The organism is Anaeromassilibacillus sp. An172, assembly GCF_002160515.1.
Taxonomy (GTDB): Bacteria; Bacillota; Clostridia; order Oscillospirales; family Acutalibacteraceae; genus Limousia; species Limousia pullorum.
The window spans coordinates 114004-137925 of the sequence record NZ_NFKS01000001.1; the positions used below are offsets into that span (position 1 = coordinate 114004).

The 23922-nt window shown below is 52.8% G+C and carries 23 protein-coding genes; 5 read left to right on the forward strand and 18 right to left on the reverse strand.

Features of this window, described 5'->3' with window-relative positions; translation table 11 throughout:
• Positions 1-15: 15 nt before the first annotated feature.
• The 5 genes from B5F08_RS13710 (at position 16) to B5F08_RS00500 (ending at position 6786) form a co-directional block, all read left to right on the forward strand.
• Positions 16-3894, forward strand: coding sequence for an LPD25 domain-containing protein (locus tag B5F08_RS13710; RefSeq protein ID WP_158096170.1), 3879 nt, complete (start codon positions 16-18; stop codon positions 3892-3894).
• Between the two features lie 126 nt (positions 3895-4020).
• Complete coding sequence (locus B5F08_RS00485) at positions 4021-4518, forward strand: helix-turn-helix transcriptional regulator (RefSeq protein ID WP_087228850.1); 498 nt, start codon at positions 4021-4023, stop codon at positions 4516-4518.
• Positions 4519-4522: 4 nt separating this feature from the next.
• Positions 4523-5068, forward strand: a complete 546-nt coding sequence (locus tag B5F08_RS00490) for a hypothetical protein (protein ID WP_087228847.1) — start codon at positions 4523-4525, stop codon at positions 5066-5068.
• A gap of 12 nt (positions 5069-5080) precedes the next feature.
• Positions 5081-5428: a hypothetical protein gene (locus B5F08_RS00495; protein WP_087228844.1), complete on the forward strand. Its 348-nt coding sequence runs from the start codon at positions 5081-5083 to the stop codon at positions 5426-5428.
• Complete coding sequence (locus B5F08_RS00500) at positions 5425-6786, forward strand: hypothetical protein (protein ID WP_087375895.1); 1362 nt, start codon at positions 5425-5427, stop codon at positions 6784-6786. The genes B5F08_RS00495 and B5F08_RS00500 overlap by 4 nt, the downstream gene beginning before the upstream one ends.
• A gap of 69 nt (positions 6787-6855) precedes the next feature.
• Here the strand turns inward: B5F08_RS00500 and B5F08_RS00505 are convergent, their stop codons facing one another.
• The 18 genes from B5F08_RS00505 to B5F08_RS00580 form a co-directional block, all read right to left on the reverse strand.
• Complete coding sequence (locus B5F08_RS00505) at positions 6856-8427, reverse strand: recombinase family protein (RefSeq protein WP_087375896.1); 1572 nt, start codon at positions 8425-8427, stop codon at positions 6856-6858.
• On the reverse strand, positions 8366-10132 hold the full coding sequence (locus B5F08_RS00510; RefSeq protein WP_087375897.1) for a recombinase family protein: 1767 nt from the start codon (positions 10130-10132) through the stop codon (positions 8366-8368). Before B5F08_RS00510 ends, B5F08_RS00505 begins: the two co-directional genes overlap by 62 nt.
• A 43-nt stretch (positions 10133-10175) precedes the next feature.
• Complete coding sequence (locus B5F08_RS13345; protein WP_204245140.1) at positions 10176-10352, reverse strand: SHOCT domain-containing protein; 177 nt, start codon at positions 10350-10352, stop codon at positions 10176-10178.
• Positions 10345-10767, reverse strand: a complete 423-nt coding sequence (locus tag B5F08_RS00515; protein WP_087375898.1) for an RNA polymerase subunit sigma-70 — start codon at positions 10765-10767, stop codon at positions 10345-10347. The genes B5F08_RS13345 and B5F08_RS00515 overlap by 8 nt, the downstream gene beginning before the upstream one ends.
• 119 nt (positions 10768-10886) lie before the next feature.
• Positions 10887-11858, reverse strand: a complete 972-nt coding sequence (locus tag B5F08_RS00520) for an N-acetylmuramoyl-L-alanine amidase (protein WP_087375899.1) — start codon at positions 11856-11858, stop codon at positions 10887-10889.
• A 2-nt stretch (positions 11859-11860) separates the two neighbouring features.
• On the reverse strand, positions 11861-12283 hold the full coding sequence (locus B5F08_RS00525) for a phage holin family protein (RefSeq protein ID WP_087375999.1): 423 nt from the start codon (positions 12281-12283) through the stop codon (positions 11861-11863).
• 81 nt (positions 12284-12364) lie between these two features.
• Positions 12365-14806: a glycosyl hydrolase family 18 protein gene (locus B5F08_RS00530; RefSeq protein ID WP_242968153.1), complete on the reverse strand. Its 2442-nt coding sequence runs from the start codon at positions 14804-14806 to the stop codon at positions 12365-12367.
• 29 nt (positions 14807-14835) lie between these two features.
• The gene (locus tag B5F08_RS00535) at positions 14836-15417 is read right to left on the reverse strand and encodes a hypothetical protein (RefSeq protein ID WP_087375900.1); all 582 of its coding nucleotides are present in this window, start codon (positions 15415-15417) and stop codon (positions 14836-14838) included.
• A gap of 10 nt (positions 15418-15427) precedes the next feature.
• A complete protein-coding gene (locus B5F08_RS00540) occupies positions 15428-15622 on the reverse strand; it encodes a hypothetical protein (protein WP_087375901.1) in 195 nt (64 codons plus the stop codon).
• 18 nt (positions 15623-15640) lie between these two features.
• Entirely contained in the window at positions 15641-18163 is a 2523-nt protein-coding gene (locus tag B5F08_RS00545; RefSeq protein WP_087375902.1) for a phage tail spike protein, read from the reverse strand.
• 3 nt (positions 18164-18166) lie between these two features.
• Positions 18167-18934 carry a distal tail protein Dit gene (locus tag B5F08_RS00550; RefSeq protein WP_087375903.1) on the reverse strand — a complete coding sequence of 256 codons (768 nt, stop codon included), beginning with the start codon at positions 18932-18934 and terminating at the stop codon, positions 18167-18169.
• 15 nt (positions 18935-18949) lie between these two features.
• Positions 18950-21610 (reverse strand): phage tail protein, encoded by a 2661-nt coding sequence (locus B5F08_RS00555; RefSeq protein WP_087375904.1) that lies wholly within the window; start codon positions 21608-21610, stop codon positions 18950-18952.
• 18 nt (positions 21611-21628) lie between these two features.
• The gene (locus B5F08_RS13190) at positions 21629-21805 is read right to left on the reverse strand and encodes a hypothetical protein (protein ID WP_158096171.1); all 177 of its coding nucleotides are present in this window, start codon (positions 21803-21805) and stop codon (positions 21629-21631) included.
• An 11-nt stretch (positions 21806-21816) separates the two neighbouring features.
• Entirely contained in the window at positions 21817-22197 is a 381-nt protein-coding gene (locus B5F08_RS00560; protein WP_009269250.1) for a hypothetical protein, read from the reverse strand.
• Between the two features lie 13 nt (positions 22198-22210).
• On the reverse strand, positions 22211-22822 hold the full coding sequence (locus tag B5F08_RS00565) for a major tail protein (protein ID WP_087375905.1): 612 nt from the start codon (positions 22820-22822) through the stop codon (positions 22211-22213).
• A gap of 3 nt (positions 22823-22825) precedes the next feature.
• Positions 22826-23167 carry a hypothetical protein gene (locus B5F08_RS00570; protein ID WP_087375906.1) on the reverse strand — a complete coding sequence of 114 codons (342 nt, stop codon included), beginning with the start codon at positions 23165-23167 and terminating at the stop codon, positions 22826-22828.
• Positions 23164-23595 (reverse strand): HK97-gp10 family putative phage morphogenesis protein, encoded by a 432-nt coding sequence (locus B5F08_RS00575; RefSeq protein ID WP_087375907.1) that lies wholly within the window; start codon positions 23593-23595, stop codon positions 23164-23166. Before B5F08_RS00575 ends, B5F08_RS00570 begins: the two co-directional genes overlap by 4 nt.
• Positions 23588-23920, reverse strand: coding sequence for a phage head closure protein (locus B5F08_RS00580; RefSeq protein ID WP_087375908.1), 333 nt, complete (start codon positions 23918-23920; stop codon positions 23588-23590). The genes B5F08_RS00575 and B5F08_RS00580 overlap by 8 nt, the downstream gene beginning before the upstream one ends.
• Positions 23921-23922: the final 2 nt, after the last annotated feature.

The following is a 23922-nucleotide window of genomic DNA, read 5'->3' on the forward strand; positions in this document are numbered from 1 at the left end:
GGAGGTGTGTAAAGAATGGCTGCGAAGTATCAGCTAATTACAGAGCTGTATCGGCGCACAGGCGTGGCGGTTGCTAAAAATCCGCAGGCGTGGCAGAGCTTTTTGTCTGCCGCTTGCCGTAACTATAAATGCCGATTTGATGAACAGCTCTTGATTTACGCTCAACGCCCTGACGCTGTTGCGGTAGCACAGCTTGAAACTTGGAACAAGCAGTTTAAGCGTTGGGTAAACAAAGACAGCAAAGGCATTGCGGTGTTCGACCCGAAAGGTCGCAGGAACACGCTGAAATACTATTTTGATATATCCGATACGCACGAGGGCTATTACGGCAGCCGCCCTGTTCCGATATGGCAGATGAGTGAGCGATACGAGCAGGCAGTTATTGAACGGCTTTCCGACAGATTTGGCGATGTGGAAAGCACCGACCTTGCTTCGGTGCTGATGGAAACGGCAAAAAACGCAGTTGAGGATAATTTGCAGGATTATATGCCGCAGCTCAAATCCTGTACGCAGGATAGTTTGTTAGAGGGTCTTGACGAATATAATATCGAGGTCATTTACCGACAGCTTGCGGTCAACAGCGTAGCATATATGCTGATGAGCCGTTGCGGTGTTGATACCGAAGCGGTATTTGAGCGTGAGGATTTTGCGGAAATCATTAACTTTAATACTCCTGCCACTATCAACGCTCTCGGTATTGCTACAAGCGATATTTCTGAAATGGCACTCAGAGAAATCTCTCAGACTATCCGAGATGTGCAAATTGCGGAGAAAAGTCAAAATCGCACCTTTGCGCCGCAATCTCAAACACGCTATGATGTAGGCAGAGAACAAGCCGAAAGGAGTAATCATAATGAGCGAAATCACATACACCAAACAAGGGGATTATCTTATTCCCGACCTAACATTACCGACAGAGCCAGAAATTCAGCTTGGCAGATACGCTTTGATGCACAGGGATTATCTGGAGCAGCACAAACGAGTGACCTACCTCAACCTGCTGACATCGGGCGAGCTGAACAAACATCTTTACGAGGTGGAACAGACGGCTCTCACGAGGTTGGAGCTTCTGACAAAACAGCTTTGCAAGGAGCAGGGCGTGACGGAGGAACTGAAAGAAAAAGCACCGATGCAATGGGTCGGGCTGATGAACAATATCCGCAGTCAAGCGGAGGAAACGATACTGAACGAGCTGATTTACAGCTAAATGTCGCTGATGAACAGCAGGTCACAGTTAATCTCCCCACCGTAGAAGAACAGATTGAAATGTTAGCTGAAGCAGAGGACGAAAAATCCTCTGCTTTTGTTATTTCTCAGGAAGATATTGACTCTGTTCTCCTAAGAGGAAGCGGCTTTCAGAATGGTAAATACCGTATCTACCGTCAGTTTCAAAAGAATGAGGACGGCAAAAGCAATATTGATTTTCTCAAAAAAGAGTACGGCACAGGCGGCGGCACGCATTATTTCCCAGACGGTACGCAGGGACACACTTGGCACGATGGGAAAGGCATTGCGATTGAAAAGTACGGCTCATCTACAAACCCCGACCTTGTTCTTTCTTGGGCAAAAGTCGAAAAACGGCTGCGTGAGCTGATAAAGAATGACCGCTACCTGAATGAAAAGGAAAAAGACCACTACGCCGATTATCTCGAAAGTGAGGAAGCTCCGCAGTACGAAATCGACACGCAAAGGAAAATGGCAAGGCAGCGTTTCATTGACGCAAACCGTGACCTTCCGCCTGCCGATAAGAGAGATACCCTTGCTTTGCGGCTGTCCGATTTTATCCGTGATTTAGACGGTTACGAGAAAGACATGTTTGAAAATGTGGAGCGTACCGACCTTGCAAATGTGACCGCCGAACAAATGGAACAGCATTTAGGCGACCCCGCTACTGTTCAGCAGCTCATTGATTTTCTTGCTTTGGTACAGGGAAAGACCGCCGATGTTTACAGCCGCAGCAATGCGTGGCGGTTTTCACAGGAGCTTATGGAGCTGTATCCTCTCCGCTATGTCTATCACGAGGACGATGTTGTATATATCGGGGCAGACAAATATGAGATTGCGGCGTTTGATGAAAACGCTGTTTCTCTGCGTAATCCCGACTTTCCATTGTTCGGCAAGGAACTCAGCCGAGCTGATTTTGAGGAAAAGTTAAAGGAAAACCCTGCTAACGACCATTTGAAAGTAGTCGTTACCGAAAAGCAGAGCGTTCAAATACCGTCCGAAGAAAAGTCAGACGGCATAAAGTTCTCTATCGGATTTTCGGAACACCCTGCCTTTTATGACAGGCAATTTAATGACCGATATACCGATTTGAGCTTTGCTCTGGGCAACTATCTTCTCGGCGTTCTGGACGAAAAGCAGCACCGTGAGCGTGAAAGCAAAGATAATGTTGGTTGGTATCATAAGACTGATTTTGAGATTACCGCTACTATCGGCGGCGAGGATTTCCATTATGAAGGAAGGTTTGATATTGGTGATGGCGAGGGCGACCTTATCTCCCACATCAAAAACTTTTACGAATACTCCCTGTCACCGAATTGCCCATTTATTCCTGAATGGAAGAAACAGGGCGAGGATTACTACCGTGAAAAAATAGAAACCTTGCAATGGGGACGAGATGTGTTTATCCCTTATCTGGAACAGCATAAAGCCCTTACTCCAGAGGACGAAAAGCTCTATGCGGAGATTATGGCAACGGAAAGCGATTGGTTTAGAGTTCCAGAAGATAAGGAAGCCACTCTTGCGGAGCGACTGGTAGATTTTGCGGAAGATGTTTCTCCTTATGAGTATATGGACGCCCTTGAAGTAGGAGAAACAAAAGAAGATGCCATTCAGAAAATCAACAATGATTTAAGTAACCCTGAGCTTGTGCAAAGCTATGTGGAACAGCTTACAGAGTGGTTAGAAGAATTAGAAGATGATGAGCAAAAGCAGGTCTGCCGTCAGCTCATAGACGAGATGACACCGTTCTTGTCAATAGAGGAAGTTCCGCATTATACCGTAGAACTGACTTCCGATGCCTTTGCCGACCCGTTTATCATACGGGATAACACCGTACCATACGGAGAGGACGGGCAATATTACGATGTGGACGGCATTTACCAGACCTTTGAAACCGAGGAAGAAGCACAGGAATATGCCGATACCTTGAATAGTGCCGAAAACATCGTCAAGCTGTTCGCTCAGAAAGATGAGGAACGAAGCCAGCAGGAACAGCCCGATATACAGGATAACTCTGACCTCATCGGTAAGGAAATCCTTATTGATAACCGCCGCTATGTCATTGAAAGTATCAGCGAAATAAGCGGCGATGTGTCAATGCGGGATATGACCTTTGCAAATGCCGTGGGCTTTCCCATAAACCGTGTTGAGAAAATCGGCTATATCCGCAGTCTGCTCAGTAAGGCACAGGAAGAAAAACAACCCGAAAAGGCTGTATCTCCTGTCCCTGCTCCCTCAGAGCCACGGCACAATTACCGCATTACCGAGGATACTTTGGGTGTCGGCGGCGCAAAAGAAAAGTTCCGTAATAATATGGCGGCTATCAATCTCTTGCACGAGTTGGAGCTTGAAAACCGACTTGCCACACCCGAAGAACAGGAAACCCTTTCAAAGTATGTCGGTTGGGGCGGTCTGTCTATGGCGTTTGACGAAAACAATGCGGCGTGGGCTGATGAGTTCAAAGAGCTGTATGTAAGTCTTTCCCCAGAAGAATACCGTGCGGCAATGGAGTCCACCCTGACAGCATTTTATACGCCGCCTGTTGTAATCAAAGGTATGTATGAAGCTCTTGAGCGTTTGGGATTTTCCGAGGGCAGTATTTTAGAAATAATCTTACCGAGTTTGATACAAAGGACAGGAATAATTAAAAAGTGCGCCTTTGCGGTGTAAAAACAGTCGTTGCGGTGTAGAATCCGAAGCGGCTGTTTTTTATTGTAGCAGAGCGTATATACCACGCCGAACTATTGACAAATATATTGTCAAAGGATATAATTTATACAAGAGGAGGGCGCACCTATGGATGAAATCATTCGTATGCAAGAATATTTACTTTTAATACGACGCACTGTTGGATGGACTGCCGAGGAGTTTGGTGAAAAAATCGGCGTCACCAGACAGACTATTAATAACATCGAAAGTGGTCGCAATAAGCTGACCAAAACACAATATATCGCCATGAGAAGTGTCCTCGATGCAGAAATGATTCAAAAGCCAGATGACACAGAAATGCTGAAAGTTCTTCTGGATGTCCTTGTGGATCACCCGGAGAACTACAGTGAAGACCACAGAAATGAACTCTTGGCCAAAGCAAACATGATGGCTCCTTCCATCCTAGCAGGCACTTCCACTCGTGCGGATGTGTCTAAGGAATGGATGAAAGTAGCCGGTGCTGTGGTTGGTGCCGGAGTTCTTATGGGACCTCTCGGAATCGGTGCAGGCATTGCTGCTGTGAATGTGTGGCTTGCTAAATCAATCGCCGACGGAAAAAAGAAGTCGAAAAAGGGCAAGGAGTAATCTTATGGGCGGATATGTGAAAAAGAAAAAAGACATGGTTTTTCAGAGTGTGGACTCTCTCCAGCAGATCGTAAATGTTGTAAATGAGGCCGCCGCTGCTGTGAACGACTCGAAACGAACAATCAAAGAAAGTGCAATCCCCGAAGTCCTTGCAGGTGCCCTTGGTGCTGGAATTGGCGGTGTAGGTTCCTTTGCTGCCCTCTATGGCCTGGGCGTTGTTGGTTTGTCCGCTGCCGGAATAACATCTGGACTGGCGGCTGCTGGTGCCGTGGTCGGCGGTGGTATGGTAGCTGGCATATTTGTTTTGGCCGCCCCTATCGCAGCGTTAGCAGCAGGAGGTGTTGGCGTTGCAGCACACCTCAAAAATAAACAGTTGCGACAGGAGAAGGAGCGTCTCTATAAAGAAGTTCTCGCTCGTCATGAAGCGATTATCAAGGCACTAAAAGATGAAGCAGACGCCACGCAGGAACGTCTGGATTATTTGCAGAGTTTGAATATACTGCTCCAGCAAGCCGTGAAGGATTTGGGCCACGACTTGGGGGTGGCTTAAAGGAGGGCTTCTATGGGAAAGCAAATCAAACTCCCCAATATTGACTTTGTCAAGGTTGGTAACACCCTTGTTGAGTCAGGCAAGACCGCAGGCGCATTTGTCAAAAACCATGCGACTGAATTTCTCGCAGGGGCTCTTGCTGGTGTAACCATTGATAACATTCGTATTCGTATGGGTCGTAAAAAGGACAAAAAAGCCTTTGAGGAAAATGCTCACAAACAACAGCAAGTTATCAGAAAACATGAAGCTGAAATCAATGTGCTGAAAGACAAGGCAGAACAGGGACAGGAAGCTCTACAAAAGGTTGACCAGTTGGAGCAAATCGTAAATAACCTAACGGAGGGAGGTGCTTCTGAATGAGCAAGTACAAGTATAGCGAAACCGAAAGGCAGATAAATTCTGTACTCAAGCACCAAGATGAAGACCTCAAATCGATTCACTTTCCGTCTTTGTCTGAAGCGGATGCCACTGTAGCCAAAGCGGATGCCCTGCTTCGTAGGCTTGGATATCAGCCGGATGCGATCAAGGGCTTAGTGCCTGTACAACCCAGAAAAACAATGGTTATCCCTACTTGGGAGCAATGCTGCGCCGAAGCAGAAACACACGTAGGAACGGACTGCGAATTGGAGTCCCTTTTCACTGAGGAGGAACTCCGCAGTAACGAGCTTGCTATTAAACAACTCAACGAAGAATTTAATGCTGTACATCGGCTTGATGCCTTTGACATCAGCATCGCCGCTCTTGCCGGGTTGGTTGGTGCTGCAGTGGATATTCTTCTTGTCGGCATTCCGCAGAAAACCCCGGATGGGCTGAAAGGTGGTCCCCTTTCCAACTACGTTCGAGACTACTTCGATAAAAAATTCCCAGAAGAAGAAATGCAGAAACTTGCCAATTCAAAAGTCAGCAAGGTTCCTTATGATGCCCAGGATAATCGCCACACAACAATCCGTGTGGAAGGACTTTCTGCTTACTACCACAGACTGCTTCAATTGGGGCATGATCCTCTCCTCGGTTTCGTATTCGGTGTAGCGGATATTTTGACCGGCAGAATGACTACCATCGACAAAGCCGGAAATATCGTATCTCAGGTGATGGAGAATTATGCCGACCGCAAAGAATCAGATATCTTCGCAGCACTGGCAAAACAGGTCATTCATTTCAAATCGGACGTAACCACTTCTATGGGACTCCCTGTACCGCTGATGAGTCTCTTTAACCTTCTTCAATTTGGCAGCATCGGTGAAGAGGAACAAACCATAGCAGAAATCGTTCAAGGTATGTACTATGAGGGTTATGATTTCATCCACTTCTGCTCCATGTCCATTCCCGCAATGCTTGTAGAGGTTATTGTCCGTTTGGGTTATTCTATTAAGCGCATAAAGGAAGGACACGAAATAAAGGATGCTATTCCGTTTTCCTTAAACCGAGAGAAGCACCCTAAACTGGCAACAATGCTCTTCATTGCTCATGCCGGTGCTACGGCAGCAAATGCCGGAAAGGTATATTTTACGCACAACCCTGTTGCAATCAATTATCCTCAATGGATAGCCTTTGCTAAATACACCTATAGCCAACTCAAATGGGCACTGCTCGAAAGACCTGCCCTACGAGAAGCCTATGTGCGTGGTAAAATCAATGAAGAACTGGATGATGTCCTCTCGGAAGCCGAAGCAACCTTTGACCGATTCGCAAGAGATTACATCGTAGTATTCAACTGAAGAGGATGCTTATGGAAAAAGGATACTCCTCACCACCGCAATTGGTAGTGAGGAGTATCCTTTTTCCCCTTACGCTCGGATTTCCTGCCCATTCTTAAAGGTAAAAAGCACATCGTCCTTGCTGTAGACTGTTACATGATCCACCAGACCGCACCAGAGGACAGGGTCAAATTTTCCCATCAGGTCAGCTTGCGCCAGCGTGCCCAGAAAGGATTCAATCGCCGCCCGTCTGGATTTCTTATCAGCAATGGCGGTTTCGATTTCCTCAAGCCGTGCTTTTGCAATGTCGAAGCGGGCGGTAAGACTGTCATAGCGTTTCTGGTATTCCCTCTGGTCGAGCGCCACATGAGCGTTTTCGTAGATGCATTTCTGGATGAGGTCTGAGGCGACCATGAGTTCTTCCTGCAATTTTTCGGTTTCGGCTTCCAGTGCGGAGGTGTCGAAGGCAATGTCCAGCGAAGCCCGTAGAGGCGAGATAATTGCGGTCTTTTTGCCAATCAGCTTGTTCGCCGCTGAAATAAACATCGCTTTGATCTCATCCTCCGTCAAGTGCGGCGTGGAGCATTTTTCCTCGCCGTCATACTTGTGATTACACTGCCAGATTACTCTGCGATACTTACTGTTGGAATGCCAGACCTTGGAACCGTACCACTCTCCGCATTGTCCGCAGCGTATCTTGCCGGAGAAAAGGTGGACACCGCTGTGCGGGCCCCGACCTTGCTTTCTGCGCTTCAGTTCCTGCTGAACCAGTTCAAACACCTCCGGCTGAATGATGGCCTCGTGATTTCCCTCCACATAGTACTGCGGGATTTCGCCCTCGTTGACCTTTTTCTTCTTGGTGAGGAAATCCACCGTATAGCTCTTTTGCAGGAGCGCATCGCCCTTGTACTTCTCGTTGGTGAGAATGCTGCGAACTGCCCCTGCGTTCCATTTGTCTTTGCCGCCCGGCGACTTGATGCCGTCGGCAGTCAGCCTGGCGGCAATGCCGTGCGGCGTCATGCCCTGCAGGAACATACTGTAGATGCGGCGGATGATGACCGCCTCGTCCTTATTCAAGACGAGATTGCCATCGGGACCCCGGTCGTAGCCAAGAAACCGCTTGAAGGGTACGGTGACCTTGCCGTCTGCAAACCGCTTTCTCTGTCCCCAGGTACAGTTCTCGGAAATACTGCGGCTTTCCTCCTGCGCCAGGGAGGACATAATGGTGATAAGCAATTCTCCCTTGCTGTCCAGCGTCCAGATGTTTTCCTTTTCAAAATAGATCTCCACGCCCTTTTCCTTTAGCTGGCGCACCGTGGTCAGGCTGTCTACCGTATTGCGGGCAAAGCGGCTGACCGATTTGGTAACGATAAGGTCTATCTTACCCGCCAGCGCATCCGCTACCATGCGTTTGAAGCCCTCACGGTGCTTGGTATTCGTACCGGTTATACCTTCGTCCGTATATACGGAAACAAACTCCCAATCGTCCCGACTCTTGATATAGTTGGTATAATAGTCCACCTGGGCGCTGTAGCTGGTAAGCTGCTCCTCGCTGTCCGTGGAGACACGGGCATAGGCGGCGGTGCGGCGCTTTTTCCTTTCATTGATCGGCGTTGCCGTGAACCGGCTTATCGTTGCCGGTATAGTCGTTACTTTCGCCACATTTTTCCCTCCATTTCTGTATCATTACTTCCCGCATATGCTGCTTGCGCTGCTCCGTATGCTTGGGCATTTTTCGCTTATTTTCCCATGCCGCTTCAAAGGTATGCCCGTCAAAGAAGCGGATGGAAAGTTGAAACGGAGCAACGATATGAATGCAGGCAATCTGCTCACGGAAAGCCGTTTCGTCAAATGATTCCAGCCCCATAGCGTCAGCGCAGAGGTTTTTAAGGACTTCCTCCTTGATGCTGGGGCTATTGCATTTTCCGCCTGACGCGCACCGCCATACGGAATCAAAGCTGCCGTCTTTGTGCCGTGAACGTTGCCTGCGGTAGTTCTCGCCGCAGCTGTCGCAGCGAATGCGGCTGGTGAAGCAGGAACTGTTGGGACCGAGCTGATGCTCCTGCACATACCGTCCTTTGGCGGCTCGGCGCTCATCCGTCCAGCAGTCTTTCCGCATGGTGGATTCCCAGTGGTGCGGTACAATGTGGCCATCCTTAAAATAGAAAATCATCTCATTCGGAGCAGGGATCTCAATGCGGTCGATCTGCTCTGAAAAGATGATCTCATCAAACGTATCTAGTCCCAAAACCGCAGTACAGGCTTCTTTGAGCATCGGTTCCGGGATATCCTTATTTCGACAATGCGCGTTCCCGGTCTTTCTTCGAGTCCCACAAATCCAGATCGTATAGTTGGCGTTTGGGTCTTTGCGCCCCTTGCGGTTGGAACGCTGATAGCTCTTTCCGCACCGACCGCACTTGATTTTGCTGGTAAAGCAGGAGGTATTGATGCTCCAGTTTGCCAAAGCCCCAAGCTCCCGGCGGCGCGCTTTCTCGGTCTGCACCGCCTGGTAGACCTCCATCGGGATGATGGCTTCGTGGGTGTTCTCCACGAAATACTGCGGCAGCTCCCCACGGTTAATTTTGCTTTTCTTGCTGATGGGGTCCTGCACATATTCCTTCTGGAACAGAAGGTTGCCCGTATAAGTGATGTTGCCGAGGATCTGTCTGATAGAGGTATTGCCGAAGTGCTGGCCCTTATAGGATTTCACACCCATCTCGGCAAGCTGCTTCTCTGTGGTTTCCGCTGATAAACCATTCATGTAATTGTCGTAGATGAGCCGAACGATCTTTGCCTCCTCCTCATGGACAACCAGATGATCGCCCTCCCAGCGGTACCCGTAGATTTGAAAGCGACCATTGGGAATACCTTTTTCAAATCGTTTCCGGGTACCCCATTTGACGTTGTCCGACAGGCTGCGTATCTCCTCTTGGGCAAAGGATGCTAAAAGGGTCAGCATCAACTCGCCGTCCTCGGTGAGGGAGTCGATGCGCTCCTTTTCAAATTGCACGGAAACGCCCAGTTCCTTGAGCCTGCGCACTGTATTCAACAGGTCAACGGTGTTGCGCGCGAAACGGGAAATACTCTTTGTCAGAACAATGTCGATTTTTCCGGCTTCGCAGTCGGCAATCATCCGATTGAACTCTTCGCGGGCTTCGGCTTTGGTTCCGGTTATTCCATTGTCGGCATATACGCCCACATATTCCCAGGCGGGGTTGCTCTGTATCAAACTGCTGTAAAAGCTGACCTGTGCCGAAAGGGAGTGCTGCAGCCGCTTGGACTCCATTGAGACTCTCGCGTAGGCAGCGACCCTTTTGCGGCGCGGCATCTGCGGTGTTTTCGCTTCGATTTTATTTACAATCCGCATGAAATCACTCCTTTCCGACACTATATATCACTCTGAAAGCCAATTATATCAAGTCGTTTTCCGATAATAATGTACCCAAAGACGACGAGAACTCAGCCCGCAGATTTGTATCAATTACGGCATATTCCTCCTCGCTCAGAAGCCCCTTTTCCCTGAGATTCTTTGCGATGGAAAGGGCGGCAAGGTAGCTCATTTCAGAGCGGAATTTATCCTCACTCATGCCCGTCACCGCCTTTGTAGCGGTCTGCAATATAGCAGGCGTGAGAGCAGTATTTTCTTTTTGCATTGCCGTAGGTGGTGAAGGGCTTTCCGCAGTGAGCGCAAGTAAAGTGGTATACGGCCTTGCGGTTAACCTTTTCAGGATGTGCATTCCACCAAGCGGTACGGCAGTTATCGGAGCAGAACTTGACGCGCTTTCTGCCGGGAGTCTGCGTAAGCAGAGCGCCGCACTGCGGGCAAAATCCGGCGTCCAGTTCAATGCGGCTGTTATCTGCGGCCTTCGTGCCGGTCAGCCCCACCTTACGGCAGAATGCTACAACGGTATCTTTCTTCAGTCCTATCGCCTTTGCAATGGTTGCATATCCATAGCCCTGGGAGCGTAGGGCAGTTATCTGTTCTTTTTGCTGATGGGTCATTTTGGTTCCTCCATTCCGAGGGTTACCCTCAATGACCCATCTGGACAGAAGAGCGAATTTTGGCCGAAAAAAATATGCCCACCGAGCGGTTATGGCTCGATGGGCATTCAGCAGTTTGGTTATTTAATTTTAGATGTATAGTCAAGCGAAATCCATCCCGCGCCGGATTTCAGCCGGCCCCAGCCAGCCGTGGAACCCTGCCCGGATTTGACCTCCATGATGGTAAATACGCCTTTTCCTGTAAACTTACCGGTCTTGGCATAGTCCGTTCCCGGCCCTTTGCGGATATTCAGGTCAGAAATGCTGACCTGGACAAGAAACGGCACATCTTCGGACGGCGCAGAAGCAGCCCCGCCCGGCGAGTAGATATTGACCCCGTTATCGTCGAACACGCTGTAACCTGGGTTGCTGTCGGCACACCTCTTGGCGTTGGATAGGATCTTGTATGCGCCTTTCTGTGTCTTACTGTCCGCCCATGTCTTGCGGACACGGTAATAGCCTTCTGTCAGCTTTTCGGGATGCTCCGTCTCTGTGTTCCCAGAGATCCCGCCGCCAAGCTGTGCCGTAACTTTTTCCGCCAGATCACCCATCCGGGCATACATCCAGTTTCCCGGACAGGACTTGTTGGCAAACCAGCGGTGGACGGTCAGCACCATCTCATCCGACTTCGGCTCATAAGAGAGCGTCTTGTCCTTGTCTCCCAGCCACAGGAGCTTTTTCTTGCCGTTTCGCTTGCAGATGTCCGCGCAGAGGGTGATCAGCTTCTGGTAGACCACATCCTTAAAGGCATACGGCTCAGCCGTATCGGACGCGCACTCAATGGTGATAGCCCTCTGGTCGTTTGCATTGGAAGAAGAACACCAGGAGCGGTTCTTTTCCTCTACATACATTCCGATTCTGCCATCCTCGCCGATACCGTAGTTGCAGCTTGCCTGTTTGGAAACCGGCAGGAAGATATTCCCCAGTGTTTCCACAGAGCATTGTCCTACCACACAGTGGGGCGTGATGCGGTCGATGGAGTGCGTCCGCTGCCCGGAGTGGTTCGGGCTGAGTTTTGTGTAAGATACCAGTGAACTGTTCGTATAAGCCATAGTTATTTTCCCTCGCTTTCTGTGTTTTCCGCCCGGTCATGGAGCTGCGCCAGGATGTCCTTCATCTTCTCCGGCACGGGAAGCCCCAGGTGCGCCGCGTTCTCCAGCAGGCTCACGCCCTCATTGGAGAGATAAAAGAAGATGACTGCCGTGCGAAGCACCGAGCCTGTGCCGATGACCTGTACATCCACGATGTTGGCGATTCCAACCAGCAGGAAGATCAGCACCTTCCGGCAGATGCCCTTAAAGCCCACCTCGCTGGACAGCTTCTTGTCCGAGACGGCGCACATCACGCCGGTGATGTAATCCACCGCCACGAACACCACCAGGGCGATGAGCAACCCGTCGCAGCCGCCCAGGAAATAGCCCAGCCATCCTCCGATTGCCGCAAAGATCACCTGCGCCGTATTCCAAAGTTCCTTCATGTTGATACCTCCGTTTCTTGAAATGGTTTGTGTACTTGAAAAAAGCGGCCGCCCCGCAGGGCAGTCGCCAGTTCCCATGATTTATTCGATTTGTTTCGGCATGACCTCCCACAGCCGCATATCCTCCTGTCCTAAAGACCAGATCGCAATGCCGCGCAGGCCCCACCGGTAAGCAGCCTCGTTGGCCCAATATACCAGCGAATCCACGTCCTGATAATACAGAATGGAAAAACCGTCCGCGTCGCCCAAGAACAGCCGGGCGGTCCAGACGTTTATATCCCGTGGGATCACCCTGGCTGTGTAATCATTCCCGCAGGAAATTTCCAGCAGGTGGGAATGAAAGAAATCATAGTCGAGGGAAATATCCTCGCTGCGGGTGGAGCCTTCATCCACGTCGCTGTTCACTGAGAAAATCTGAAATTCCTCGTCCCACGTCACGCCAGAGCGGGCGATCCGCCCGAAGCTGGTGCGCACCCCGTCCGGATACACCACGTCAAAACACTCATAGGGTTCATAAGCCCAGGCATCACCGGCCCGCAGCAGGTCGCAGACGATCTCATTGTCCGCCTGTATCCCCGCATAGCCGGAGGTGGCGCTCACCGTTGCGGTAAACCGCAGGGTGTAGCTGGAACCGGAATACACCCGGACCTTGCTCCCACGCTTTCGCATCTCAATGGTATAGACGGTCGGATCGCTGTGGAGCTGCGCATCCGGGGTCTTGGAAAAGCTGGTGGAGTAGCTCCCCAAAAGCGTGGAGCCTTGGTATAGCTCCACCCGCTGAGTATCGTAGTTTAAGCAGCAGAACAGGTTTCCAAGGAATACCCCGGCCCGTCCGCCGCCATTCTGTGGAAAACCCACCCGTGCCCGGATATGCAGGTCGGAGAATCCATCATATTTCCATGCCAGCTTGCCGGAGCCTTCCAGCAAGGAATATGGCCGGTTCTCGGTGGTGTAGCTTTCCCTCCACACCGACCATTCCCCGGAGAGCGTCATCCAGTAGCTGTCCGGCAGAGGGGTATCATCCCGGAAGTCCTCATACCATACCAGCGCCGAATCCGGTTTTCGCCGGAGCATTTCACAGGTGAGTTTAAAGCCCTTGTCTGGTGTGGCTGGCTGGCCGTTCACGTCCAGAAACTGCCGGGGTGAGAGGGTAAACGCCGCCTCTCCGGCAGACGGTTCCTCAGAAAAGCTGCTGCATACCCGGAAACCGTAAAACTGTACACCGGGAACGCCGCCGCTGATCGTAAGCGTATGGCTGCCTGCGGAGAGGCTCCTGCCGGAAGCAAAGGAAAGCCAGCAGGTGCGCCGCCAGTATGGCCACCACAGGCGGCTCTCCGAAAAGGTCTTTGAGCTTCCGTCCACAGCCACATTCAGCGCGTTTTTATCCCAAAAAGGAAAAGCAAGCCGTACCGCTATGTCATAGGTGCCAGCCTGCTCAATCGTAAAATGAAAGGTTGCTGTCGCGCCCTCACCGAGAACCGTCATGTAATCGGACACAGTGGCAAGCCCGGTGTAGGAATCCGGTGTGCCGCCGCCACGGTCAATGTAGATTGTGCCGAAGGAGGTCTTTTGCTCCTTCCCGTAACAGGTCAGATACCGCCTGCGGTTATAGACTTCCTGCTGCAGGGGCGAAGTTACCGAGGAAGCATCCCATCCTTCCATGTAGTCATATACCTGCGGAAGCGCCCACGGCACCATATCTACATCGTCCCAATAGGCAATAATGGGGATCATGGGCTGGGGCGGCGCATCCCCGGTAAAGTTGTAGCCGCCAGTCATCCAGAGCTTGGCGGCATAGTAGGTGTTGGAAATCCCCCGGTAGGTTTCGCCCAGGTTCTCCGGGGTGTCGTATATCTGCCAGTTCCAGCCGTATCCCGGCAGGCCCATGAAAATCTTTTCCGGGGACATCGCCGTGACCGCGTAATCGTAAATGCCCTCCAACCAGCTCCGGGGAGATACGGGGCCGGGGGCGCTGCCTGCCCACGCCATGCCATAAGACATAATAGAAGCCGTGTCGCAGTACGGGTTGAGGTCGGCATAGACGCACCAGTTTTCCCCGCCCACACTGCCCTGAACGCCGGTCATGCCGGGCAGGCAGATATTGACGAGTTTGGAGGAATCATAGGCTTTGACCGTCTGGTAAATAGCCTGAAATAAGGAGTTTGCCGCTTCCCGGTTCTCATATCCGCCGCCGCGCTCCAAATCAATGTCCACTCCGGCACACCACGGGTATTTTTCCATGATGCGCACCAGCTCCGTTAAAAACTTATCTTTTGCTCCGTTTGTGTTATTGCGCAGAGCCGTGAAAATACTGGCTGTCCCGTGGTTCATCACGGTCAGCATCCAGTGAATGTGCGTCCACTTGTTGATGTAGGTCATCATGGAGGAAATGCTTGTGCCAGTTTCCGAGAGCGTCCCGGTGGCATCCACCTCAAAAGTAAAAATCCCCACCGTATCCAGCCGGTCGCCATAGTCCCGCAAAGCCTCGTACATCCGAGCGTTCTGCATGAACGACCAGACCATGCACCGCCTTCCTTTTAGATAGTCCCGGTTCAAAACCGATCACCGCCTTCCTGCATTTCCTGAAATTCAAACAACAGCCGGGCGGATTTATGCTCCTCTACTGTCACCGGATGCTTGCTGTCCCCGGCAGCCGTGTATTGAAAGAAGCCGCGCTTTTCCGCGGGGCTTCCGTTGAGCAGGCATTTCCGGGAAGAAGCCAGAAGGGCCAGCTCATCCCCGGCACTTACCGCAGCAGGGAAAGCTGCCTTGTGTGCGCCCGCGCCTAAAGCCACGGAAATGCTGCCCGCCGCCATGTCCTGCACCGGGTAGAGATAGCAGTCCAGCCCCGCCGTATCGGAGCCGAGGTTGAACAGCACCACCGTTTCCGCCGAGCGCACCACGCCGTTGTAGAAACGGGGAGGAACAATGGAGCCATCCTCCCGGTATTTTTGCAGAATTGTTTCTGTATTTATCACATAACCTGTGAGCCGGTCGCCTTCCTGTACCATCAGGTCGGTGAAGTAAATCCGGCCTGTACAATCAGAAATCATCGGCTTCACGGTGATGCTTACCACCCGCTGATCCTGTTTTGTCAAAATTGTTTCTGAAAATCGAGTAAATTCCGCCGCCATATCTGCCTCCTTAGCCGTCCAGCGTCCACTGGATTTCGCTGGGATGGCCCACCCAGCCGGTAGCAATGGAGCCACCCTGCACCATAATGTCGGTAAAATACACCTTGCCGGTGCAGTCCGTAATACAAAGCCGGATGGTGATAGAACGCAGCCTCCCGTACCCCTTGGGGGACAGGTCGGTGGCAGTTTGCGAAAAAGAAGCCATAGGCCGCTCCCTTCTATATTAAAAGAGGTCGATGAACCGCGTTTCCGTGGAACCGTCCTCATATTCAAAGGTTACTTCGATGCCGACCTGCCCGCTGGGGCCTTTCTGCAAATCCTCCGAGGCAATCTGCGCTGAAAAGGTATAACTCCGGCGGCTGGCCGGGTAGACCGTCTGTGTCAGGCTTTTTGTCATACCCAATACGCCCTCTGCCTTGAAGGAAGCCGTACCGGAAACGCCGTTTTCCGCATCCACCTCAAAGCCGGAGTTCGTCCAGTAATTCATGCCGCTGTCAGCGCGGGAATTACGCAGATGGTTAAAAGGCACCAAGTCCTTTACTTCCTGCCGGTCGATCACATCGGTGGATGCCAGCACATCGGCGGCCTTATCCCATTGTGCGGAGGAATCGCCCAGTTCCCGAAGGGTAGTGGAAAGTTCCAGCACAGTTTTCCACGGCTCCTGCAAATTGTACTGGCGGCGCACCACGCGGGTTTTTACCGACAGATTGAGGTCTTTATCATCCACCGTTACAATGTCGCCCAGCGCCCACGCCTCATGCTCATACCCGGTAAGGGCCGACAAATCCATTGCGGAGAGAACATAGGAAACGCGGGGCTGCGCATATTCCGCCAACCGCATCTGCGTGTATTCCAGCATCTGATAGGGATTGGTGAAGTTCGAGCAGTCCAGCGTGGATATGCGCACTTCGGTGGTATAGGAGAAGTCCTCCACATAGTCCTTGCCGCCATTGATCGAGGCGAACGTCATTCCATCCTTGCCATAGGCGTAGAGCCTTGTTACCAAGCTGCGGGTATCCACCACCCGCTCAATACTTTTGAGATTTTTGCGATATGCAAACAGAGCGCCGCTGTCATTCCCGCCAAAGGTAAGAAGATGGACGAGCCGGTTCGGGCAATCAAAAATCAGGTCGCCGCCGTGGATATTCTGCGTGGCCCGCAGGATGGAAAGGGCGTTTTTCTCCGTACACTGCCATGTGCGCAGAGTGGTGACGTTGACCGTTCCCACCGACCAGCCGGTGCCTTCCAGTGCGTGCCGCATCGGTGCGTCCGCCGTATCTGCGTTGAAGTCCACCGTTTCTTTTTCCTCGGAAAAGGACAAGTCGTAGAAAGCAGCTTCGGCATATACCTGCGTCACAATCCGCCCATCGGCGTCCTTTGTATCGGTGAGGGTTCGTATGCGGTAAATGTCATTGACGATCTGCACCTGCTTTTCATTGTCCAGCATGGCACGCTTGGGATCGTGGAAAGGCAGATAAAATTCCATCGTATCGGCCCCGTTGACTTCGCTGGTGACAACAATATCAAAGGCGTTTTCCAGAACCGCTTCCCACGCGCCGTTTGCATCCAGCACTACCGGGCGCGCAAAGCCCAGCTTTTCATAGGGGGCCTTCGGTATATCGTGGAGCTGGATTTCCAACAGCTTCGGAGTTCGGCTGGTATCCTCAGTGGCAAGCGTCACACGGAAGCGGATATACTGGCGGTTCGGAGATTGCAGTTCGCCGCTGGTGCCGATAGTCTGCCAGGCAGACCATTCCTCCAAATCGTCCGAAGTGGAGGTTTCCACTTGTTCAATGGCAGTCACGCCCGCTGTATATTCGCTGGTCGCAGCCACGCGGCCCGTACCGGAAAGGGAGCAGGCTGTCGCCTTTGTAATAAGCTGCCCGCTGGATGGATAGGCTCCGTCCGAGCTTCTAAGGGTAACGCTCCCCGGCTCGGTGAGCGCATCCACGTCACCGGACATATCTCCGCCGTTGGCAAACAGAGTGGCCTTAAAATATTCCGCCAGATCTTCGGCAGTCAAAGAGGAATCCGTATCCAGAAACCAATCATCAAAGCCGCCTGCGTAATAATAGGTGTCAGCGTGCATCCCCATGATAAGGTCGGCGGTACAGGAACGGTTCAGTTCACCCTCAATCGTCAGCTCGTTTGAAATCCAGACTGTACCGGTGCTGCGGTCGCCTACCACATAGCAGGCTTTGTATGCGTCCGGCTCGATCACAGCGGCGAGGAAATACCAGCCGTTGTTTACCAGAGAAAACGGGGGCGTTACCGACTCGTCCAAAATCAGGGAGCCGGAGGAATTATAGAGCATTAGGCGGGGCCGCCCGGAATACAGCGAAAGATACAGGATCGGCTGGCCCGGCCCCTGCCTTGTGTTAAAAATAGGGCAGAAGGTATTGCCTACCGAGTAAATGGTGGGGTTCATCCAGCCGCCCACCACAATCCGTTCCCCCAGCGAGGAGAAAATCGAGCCGTCGTTTACGGCTTGAAGATATGTTTTCTCCGAGGTTGGGTTATTGATGTTGAAGCGGAAATAATGTCCACGCCAGCCTTCCAGCAGGTTTGCCGTGGTGCCGCTCCAGTTGATAATATTGAAATCCCGGCCATTGCCGGAAGAATCCATCAGCCGGTCGTTGCTGTCCGGTTCGGACTCGTTAAAGCGCCAGAGGCCGGAGCCTGCCCATGCAGATGGAAATTCCCCGGTAAAGTCCTCCTGCGCAGTCAAAGTAGTTTTTACTGCCATTGCTTACCTCCATCGGCTCTTTGCCTGTATGTGAAGTTCGGTAAAAACGGCGCTGCCTTCAACCGCGATTTCAACCTTATTCACACCCCGGCGCAGTACCGGGAAATTCAGCTCCTCCAAACAGGGTAGGCCGTTTCGCAGGGTATTGCCCGCGCTGTCCGTCACTTTGGCTGTGACCATGCCGGTGTCGATTACCAGCACTTCCCCCGCAGCCAGCGGGCCAACCACTCGCAGGTTTTCTCCATTGGTCGTCAGTACAACCGCGCCGGAGGAAATTGTTCCTTGCAGAGAATACACCGGCTCGGAGTCTGTGTTTCCGATTTCACGCTCCACCTCATGCTCACCCGCTTGGGAGAGGGTAAAGGTTTCATCATCCAGTGCGTAACCATAAGGGTCAGGGCAAAGAAAACGGAGGGTAAAGGAACCGGCTGCCCGGAGGAGCCGTTCACAGTCCACCGTATCGGAAAGCCGGGCCATAAAATACCGGTCCGGCACATCGTCCAGTACAAGCTGTTTTGTCCCCACCGTAGGGTCTAACCATGCCGCCGCCCGATCTAAAACTGCCACCAAACCGGCAAAGGTTTTCTGCGGATAGACATTGCAGGAAACATCGATGTACCGCTCGCCGCTGTCGGCCCCAAAGTCCGCAAGACCCGCTTTGCCGGGAACGATTTCCGTGTTGCTCCGAAGAGTGGGAACCATCTGCCAGCCGGTAAGACGGGCCTTGATATTCATGGACTGAGAAGAAATTCCGTTGTATTGAAAGCCCATAAATCCCACCTCCTCTTAGGCTGTAATGATGCGGCCCTGTGCGCGGGAGCCGACTTGCATGAGATTATAAAGTTCCTGGGAAATCCTGCGGATGTCATCCTCGCTGCGGACAATCATCTGCTGGATGGTAATGAGGGTTCCAAAGGATGCGCCCCCGCTGTTCATGCCGCCGGACGCAGAGCGGATCGTCCCGCCGGCGTCAAAGGCAAAGTTCGAGGGAACAGCGGACTGCATATCTGCCGCCAGCCCGTTCATCACGCCCAGAATGCCGTTGTTCAAATCCTCTGCGGCGCTGACCGCTTCGCCGGCGCTGTCCTCGATGCCGCCGGCAAGGCCCCTGCCCAGCATTTCGCCTACCCAGGCCATTTCCCTGGATGGAGAGTTGATGCCAAAGAAGCTGCAGATCCCGTCCCAGATGCCGGAAATCCAGCCGGAAACCTTGTCCCAGATCCATCCGGCAAGGCTCTGGATACCCTGCCACAGCCCCTGCACGATGTTCTTACCGATATTGACAATCTGCCCCATTGAGGAAGTAAAGGCGTTTACAATTCCCGCGATGATCTGCGGTACTGCTTTTACGATTTCCACGATGATAGTGGGCAGGTTTTGGATCAGCGACACGAATAGCTGGACGCCTGCCTGTATGATCTGGGGGATGCTGTTCAGGATGGCGTTCACCAACGAGGAAATAATCTGCGGGATTGCCCCCACAATGGTGGTAATAATGGTCGGAAGGTTCTGGATCAGGGAGATCAGCAGGTTCACGCCCGCGTCAATGATCTGGGGGATACTGCCGAGGATCGCCGTTACCAGCCCGTCAATAATCTGGGGAATCGCCGCCACAATGGCCGTAATGATCTCCGGCAGCGCGGAAACCAGCGAGGTCAATAGCTGTATCCCGGCATTGATGATCTGGGGGATCGCCCCCACGATAAACTCCACAATCGCCGTAATGATGGCGGGCAGGGCCGCAATCAGGACCGGGATGGCATTTAATAGCCCCTGAGCCAGCCCCGTGATAAGCTGCAATGCCGCGTCCAGAATCATCGGCAGGTTTTCGATTAAGGTCTGCACGATCTGGGTAACCACCAGGACAATCTGCGGGATCAGGGTGGGAACCGCCGCCGCAATGCCCTGGGCCAATGTGACGAGGATCTGCGCCGCGCCCTCCATCACAGCCGGAAGGCTCTGGATGATGCCGGAGAGCAGCGAGGTCAGCATCTGCATCCCGGTATCCACAAACTGCGGCAGCATGGAAACCGCCGTGTTTACCAGCCCGGTAATAGCTCCGGCAAAGGCTTCATCCGCCCCGTCCACACCGTTTACCATGTCGGTAAACGCGGAGATGACTTCTGAGATTGCCGGGAGGAACTCTGCCCGGAGGTTATTTTTCACATTGGAAATGGTCTCCCCAAGCCCTGCCAGGGTTTCGTCAAGCTGCGCCTGGCCTTCCCGTGACGCCACCAGCGCCTCGTTGTTGCGGTAAAAGGCGCTGCTCGCCTCGTCATAGGCCCCGGAGAGGGTATCCATGATGAGACGGTTCCGTTCACTTTCACTGGAACAGGCCGCCAGCTTTTCATTGAAGGCATCCTCGCTGATACCCACCCAGTTTAAGGCGTCCGCCAGGGAACCGGTGACCTGCCCGACCTTGGCGGTCTCATTGGCGGACTCGATCATGCCCTCGATGGGGAGTGCATCGCCGAAGGTGCCGTAGACGCCGGCCGCGATATTCGTCCACTTGGTAATGTCCTGCTCGTTTTCCGCAAGCTGCGCCAAAAGCTGGGAGGCTTCGGTGGCGGTATCCGTATCGCCCAGGATTTTATAAAATTCTGTATAGGATTTCTGCGCTGCGTCCCCGCTGTATCCCGCCGCTTCAAAGGCGGTGGTGAGCTTGCCCTGGGCCACCCGGTATTCCTCGGTGGCTTCGTCCAGGTTCCAGATGGCGCTGCCAAGCTCCTGGATTCCGCTCAATGCCGCCTGGATGCCGGAAGAGATGAGGTTGCCCATCGCCACCGTAGCGACCGAAAGGCCGGAGCCCAATTTATCCGCCCTGTTGGATGCGTCCTCCAGGGAATCGCCGAAATCCTCCGCCACATCCCCGGCATCCTTCATCCGCTCCCGGTTTTCCCTCAGTTCCCCGGAAAGCTGGGAAATACGCCCTTCCAGCTCCTTTGCCTCGCTGGAACCTTTTCCATACTCCAGCACGGCGTTGGAATAGGCGCGTTTCATCCCGGCAAGTTCATCCTCCTGCCGGGAAATCTCCTGGGAGAGCCGCTCTGTAGCGTCCGCCGCCTCCGTTTCCTGCTGGGAAAGGGATTCCATCGCCCGCTCGTTGGCGGAAAGCTCCCGCTCCATGCCGTTTAAGGCGGCTTCCGCATTGTTAAGCTGGATCTGCCAGTTCTGCGTCCGGCGGTCATTTTCCCCAAAGGACTCGGAAGCGTTCTGGAGGGCAGCCCGCAGCGTTTCAATTTTCTGGCGCTGGGCGTCGATTTCTTTGTTCAGAACGGTATTCCTTGCGGAAAGCGCCTGGATGGATTTATCGTTGGCGTCAAACTGAGAGGAAACCAGCTTCATCTCGGAACCCAGCACCTTGAAGGACTGGTTGATCTCTGAAAGAGCCTTTTTAAATTCCTTCTCGCCCTCAATGCCGATTTTCAGGCCAAAATTATCCGCCACAAGCCGCACCCCCTCTCCTTAAATTCCGTATGGGATCACATCGTCAATGGTCAGTTCCTGCTTTGGCTTTGCAAGCCCTAAAAACTGCCTGTGACATTCCCACAAATCCATCAGCAGACCAAACGGCATGAGCCACACCTCGTCCATGCGCAGGGAGAGGTGCGCCATGCCGTAATACAAAAGCCGGGTAAACAATTCCTCATCGCTTACCCGGCCGCTGTGTTTTTTCCCTCCGGCTCACTTTCAATATTGCGTTTCGTCCCCCGGTACATCGCCTCCATAATGGCGTCCTTATAGTCCGTCAGTTCCATTGGGGAGGTGAGAAGTTCCACCTCCTCGGCGGTCAGCTCCGGCTTTTTGTCCTCCGGGTGTTTTAGGTTGTGAACGAGGATGGGCTGATTGCACAGAAGGGTAATCAGCCACACGATCTCGTCCAGCGCCATCTCAAAGTTCTCCGCCTTCATCAGCTTCTCGCCCAGGTTCTCCAATCCGCCGTAGCGTCCTGCGATGGCCTTGGTCGCCCTGGTGGTCAGGAGCATTTCGTATTCCTGCCCGCCGATATTGACAGTAGCTGTTCTTTCATCCATACCTCAAACCTCCTTATCCTTCGCCGCCCGCGCCCGCTGTCTGATCCGCATAGGACGGCTCATAGACCTCATCGTACCAGCCCGTGATAACCGTGGAAGACACACCGGAGTCATCCTCGGACACCTCCGCTTTCCAGGGGTGCTTGCCCTGACCGTCCACCTTGTTGCGTCGGGTCACGGTTCCCTCGATGGACGGGGTGGAAAACTCGATGCTCTCGCCCTTAGTGGTCAGGTTGGTGGCAGGGATGCCGAAAATCACCCGGTACAGCCAGAAATAGCGGTACTTGCCGTTGGCTTTCTTGGCACGGAAGCCAATAGCGACCGGAGCGCCTCCGTCCTCCGACGCAGAGATCAGGACGCCGTTTTCATCGATTACCGCCCCGGTTAGGTCCTCTGCGACAGATTTGCCGATGTCGTCCACACCCAGCGTCAGCGTCCCGCTCTGGAACTCCTTCACCACCTCCGCCGCGCCATCGTCCGCATACAGCGTAGCTTCCGCCAGTTCCACGGAAAGCTCGGCGGTCATGGCCTTTGCCAAAGGCAGCGGATCTTCGTAAGTTTCATTGCCCGAAGTATCTTCGGTAATCTTGGCGTAATACAGCTTGTCAAGGCCAATCGTAGCCATAGTTCATTCCTCCAATCTGTAGGGTTTCGCCACGTCAATGGCGTAATGATGGAAGCCGGTATCGTCCTCATGGTCAATATACCGTCTGTCCGTAATGGTAAAATCAGCGGCGAGGAGCGCCTTTGAAAGCTGCTCCTTCCGCTTCAGGTAGTTGCCTTTGGTAAACAGGGAGAGCCGCGCCTCCTGGGTTTCATACTCTGGGAGATTATCCGCATGGAGTTCATAGGTGTCCGCCAAAGGCGTGACCACCACATATTCCTCCGGCGGCTCATCGGAGAACACGCCCGTCTCCACAGGCAGGCCGCAGCCGGTAACCGCAGCCTTGATTTCCGATAAAAGGCTCAAATTTTCTCCACCTCCTCGTCCAGTTTTGCTTTCATAGCGTTGATACAGGCGTTTCTGGAAGAGGAACGGGCTGGTTTTAAGAATGGCTTGGCGGGCTGGCCGCTTTTGCCGTATTCCAGGATGGTGGCGATTTTGGCGTTGCTGTCGCCATCGGAACGAGGCTCGGAAAAGCCCACCTTTACATTGAGATCGCCGTTCTTATCCTGCAGGGCAGGTGAAGTGCCAAGGGAGCGCAGAAGTTCCCCGGTGCTTCTGGACTCATACTTCGTCCCGCTGCCGATGACCGCCTGCAAATTGGAGCGCACCTTGTCCTCCACAACCTCCGCGCCTGCCTCCAGCACCTTCGGGAGAATCTCATCCGTCTTGTCCGCCAGCCTGGACACCTTCATCAGAAAGTCGTCCGGCATTTTCATCTGAACCTTAGCCACCGGGTTTCACCTCCTGCGCCATAATCTCCAGATACATCCCCCGGCCTTTGACGTCTTCCACCGAAGTGATCTCAAAGGTATGCCCATCGCAGAGGATGCGCATATCCGTTGTGACTGTGACGCCGGGGATTACCCGGAACCGGAACAGGTCGGTGGCGGTGGAAAAGGACGCCATATTGGCCCATTTCTCACTGCCATGCCGGCCTTCCCGGTAAGCCCGGACCTCCGCCACAGTCACATCCGTTTCCGTCTTAAAGCCCTCATCATCCTGCGTGAACTGTTTCTCCACAAGCGAAATGAAGGTGTTCATCTTGCCAAAGCTCATGC

What these genes read in the sequence shown, in the direction of transcription:
- B5F08_RS13710 (WP_158096170.1), top strand. Translation starts at nt 16, where the DNA reads ATGGCTGCGAAGTATCAGCTAATTACAGAGCTGTATCGGCGCACAGGC.
- B5F08_RS00485 (WP_087228850.1), top strand. Translation starts at nt 4,021, where the DNA reads ATGGATGAAATCATTCGTATGCAAGAATATTTACTTTTAATACGACGC.
- B5F08_RS00490 (WP_087228847.1), top strand. Translation starts at nt 4,523, where the DNA reads ATGGGCGGATATGTGAAAAAGAAAAAAGACATGGTTTTTCAGAGTGTG.
- B5F08_RS00495 (WP_087228844.1), top strand. Translation starts at nt 5,081, where the DNA reads ATGGGAAAGCAAATCAAACTCCCCAATATTGACTTTGTCAAGGTTGGT.
- B5F08_RS00500 (WP_087375895.1), top strand. Translation starts at nt 5,425, where the DNA reads ATGAGCAAGTACAAGTATAGCGAAACCGAAAGGCAGATAAATTCTGTA.
- B5F08_RS00510 (WP_087375897.1), bottom strand. Translation starts at nt 10,132, where the DNA reads ATGCGGATTGTAAATAAAATCGAAGCGAAAACACCGCAGATGCCGCGC.
- B5F08_RS13345 (WP_204245140.1), bottom strand. Translation starts at nt 10,352, where the DNA reads ATGAGTGAGGATAAATTCCGCTCTGAAATGAGCTACCTTGCCGCCCTT.
- B5F08_RS00515 (WP_087375898.1), bottom strand. Translation starts at nt 10,767, where the DNA reads ATGACCCATCAGCAAAAAGAACAGATAACTGCCCTACGCTCCCAGGGC.
- B5F08_RS00520 (WP_087375899.1), bottom strand. Translation starts at nt 11,858, where the DNA reads ATGGCTTATACGAACAGTTCACTGGTATCTTACACAAAACTCAGCCCG.
- B5F08_RS00525 (WP_087375999.1), bottom strand. Translation starts at nt 12,283, where the DNA reads ATGAAGGAACTTTGGAATACGGCGCAGGTGATCTTTGCGGCAATCGGA.
- B5F08_RS00530 (WP_242968153.1), bottom strand. Translation starts at nt 14,806, where the DNA reads ATGGTCTGGTCGTTCATGCAGAACGCTCGGATGTACGAGGCTTTGCGG.
- B5F08_RS00535 (WP_087375900.1), bottom strand. Translation starts at nt 15,417, where the DNA reads ATGGCGGCGGAATTTACTCGATTTTCAGAAACAATTTTGACAAAACAG.
- B5F08_RS00540 (WP_087375901.1), bottom strand. Translation starts at nt 15,622, where the DNA reads ATGGCTTCTTTTTCGCAAACTGCCACCGACCTGTCCCCCAAGGGGTAC.
- B5F08_RS00545 (WP_087375902.1), bottom strand. Translation starts at nt 18,163, where the DNA reads ATGGCAGTAAAAACTACTTTGACTGCGCAGGAGGACTTTACCGGGGAA.
- B5F08_RS00550 (WP_087375903.1), bottom strand. Translation starts at nt 18,934, where the DNA reads ATGGGCTTTCAATACAACGGAATTTCTTCTCAGTCCATGAATATCAAG.
- B5F08_RS00560 (WP_009269250.1), bottom strand. Translation starts at nt 22,197, where the DNA reads ATGGATGAAAGAACAGCTACTGTCAATATCGGCGGGCAGGAATACGAA.
- B5F08_RS00565 (WP_087375905.1), bottom strand. Translation starts at nt 22,822, where the DNA reads ATGGCTACGATTGGCCTTGACAAGCTGTATTACGCCAAGATTACCGAA.
- B5F08_RS00580 (WP_087375908.1), bottom strand. Translation starts at nt 23,920, where the DNA reads ATGAGCTTTGGCAAGATGAACACCTTCATTTCGCTTGTGGAGAAACAG.